1 protein-coding gene and 1 pseudogene are annotated in these 2,148 nt (G+C 60.0%); one reads left to right on the top strand and one right to left on the bottom strand.

Annotated features, from left to right (window positions below; all coding sequences use genetic code 11):
• Positions 1–194: 194 nt before the first annotated feature.
• Positions 195–1,076 (bottom strand): RNase RNM, encoded by an 882-nt coding sequence (gene rnm, locus BN1128_RS10610; RefSeq protein ID WP_042868497.1) that lies wholly within the window; start codon positions 1,074–1,076, stop codon positions 195–197.
• Between the two features lie 424 nt (positions 1,077–1,500).
• On the opposite strand from rnm, the pseudogene BN1128_RS10605 reads away from it, so the two are divergent.
• Positions 1,501–2,148 (top strand): annotated as a pseudogene (locus tag BN1128_RS10605) (anthranilate synthase component I); the annotation flags it as partial.

The raw sequence follows: 2,148 nt of genomic DNA, 5'->3' as shown, positions 1-2,148 counted from the left end.
CCGCCTGACCGATCAGGCGGGCCTGGGGATTTTCCGGGTGTACATAAAAATGCTGACTCATATGCTCTTCTCGCGATAGGGGCACGCGCGGTGCCCGCTTCATGGTCACGGGTTCCAGACCCATGACGCTACCTTAACCTGTTTGACGCCGGTTTACCCTCCCATGCAACAGAGGGCCGGCGGCCGACCCCGTGCTAGCGACTGGCCAGCAGGGCGGTATGCTGCTCGGTGGTGAGCCCGAAGTGGCCGGGATAGGCCAGCCAGACCGGCATGCCTTCCTTGGGCAGCCAGAGGTGGCGGCCCAACTCGGTCCAGTTGGACGGAAAGTGAAAATCCGATCCCACCGAGATGTAGAGGTCGTGCTCCTTGGCCCACTGGCCCAGGTTGGCTCGCTCCTGCGGGCTCTGCTGGGGCAGTGACACCTCCATGGCATCGCCACCGGCCGCCTTGAAGGCCACCAGCAACCGCTTGATCCACTTGGCGGTGAGATCGTAACGGCTGGGGTGGGCCAGTACCGCCAACCCACCGGCGGCGTGAATGGCGGTGATGGCCTCGCTCATCTCGGGCCACTCGGCCGGGGCATAACCCTTGTTGCCACGGCTCAGGTACTTTTTGAATACCTTCTGCATGTTGTCGGCCACCCCGCGCGCCACCAGCACACGGGCAAAGTGGGCACGGGTCACGGCGGCATCACCGGCCAGCGCCTTGGCCTCTTCATAGGTGCCCGGGATCAGGCACTTCTCCAGACGGCGCCCTATTTCCAGCGCGCGCGCCTCGCGGCGAGCCCGTTGCCCCGCCAAAAACGCCACCAGCTGCGGATTTTTTTCATCCACCCCCAGCGCCACTATGTGGATCTCGTGATGCTCCCAGCCGGTGGAGATCTCGACCCCGCTCACCAGCCGCAGCGGCAGCTGCTCGGATGCTATGGTGCGGCGCACCTCATCAAGCCCGTCAAGGGTATCGTGGTCAGTGACCGCTAACACTTCTACCTGTTTTTCGGCGGCGCGGCGCACCAGTTCGGCCGGGCTCAGCACGCCGTCGGAGGCAGTGGTATGACAGTGAAGATCGAATCTCATCAGGTTATTCCGCTCTCATGATCAGGTCACCATCGGTGAAAGAAGGCTAAAAAGCGACTTGACTTGGCCGCGGCTTTATCGTTTTCTGTAGGCACTTCATTGCAAACATCTTTTTACAGGACTTTATCATGCAAACGACTTCCATCCTGACCATCTGGTGGTGGCACACTCCCTGACATGCGGGCGTGTGGTCGTTGCTGTATCTGTAATCTGACAGCAAATTAAGAACCCAAAGAAAAAGCCCGCTGACCCCAGCGGGCTTTTTTATTATCCGGCAAATGGACCTGTGATGAAACCGAGAATTCAGACAAGAACACTGACCTGGCGATGGCGACCCTACTGAAACCGCCTAAACCAATTTAATTTCCAAGGAATTCAATGTCATGAACATCGGTAAAACGCATCACACGCAAGGGAACGCACTATGACCGTCAATACGACTCGCTTGCCCCTGGGTGAATTCGATACCCTCAAGCTCAACGCCCCCTATGTGGCCGACCCGCTGGCGCTCTACACCCGACTCTGCCAGGGACGCCCCAACAACCTGCTGCTGGAATCGGTCGAGATCGACTCCAAGGCGGGCAAGCAGAGCCTGCTGCTGGTCGATGCCTGCCTGCGCATCGAATGCCGTGGCCGTACCGTGCGAGTGCGCACCCTGAACGACAACGGCGCCCAGTTGCAGAGCCTGCTGGCCGAGCGCCTGCCTGCTGTGGTGGCACGCTCGCTGGTGGATGGCGAGCTGCAGCTCGACTTCCCGGCCTCCGATCGGGAACAGGATGAAGACTCTCGCCTCAAGGGGAGCAGCGTGCTGGACGTGCTGCGCACCCTGCAACAAGAGCTGCAGTGCCAGCTGGGTAAAGAGGCACTGTTTATGGCAGGCAGCTTCGCCTACGACCTGATCGCCTCCTTCGAGGATCTGCCAGAGGTGCCGGAGGGGAGCAACAACTGCCCCGACTACTGCTTCTATGTGGCCGAAACCCTGATCACCATCGACCATATCGAGCGCACCACTCAACTGCTCGCCTGCATCTTTGGCGGCGACAGTAACGAGAGCAATGTGGATGACAGATAT

This window comes from Aeromonas piscicola (genome assembly GCF_000820005.1).
GTDB classification, from domain to species: domain Bacteria; phylum Pseudomonadota; class Gammaproteobacteria; order Enterobacterales; family Aeromonadaceae; genus Aeromonas; species Aeromonas piscicola.
The sequence above is the reverse complement of the archived record's forward strand: the minus strand, read 5'-3'. Positions and strand labels throughout refer to the sequence as shown.

Excerpts from the sequence above, each read along its gene's own strand:
- rnm (WP_042868497.1), bottom strand. The coding sequence starts at position 1,076 with ATGAGATTCGATCTTCACTGTCATACCACTGCCTCCGACGGCGTGCTG.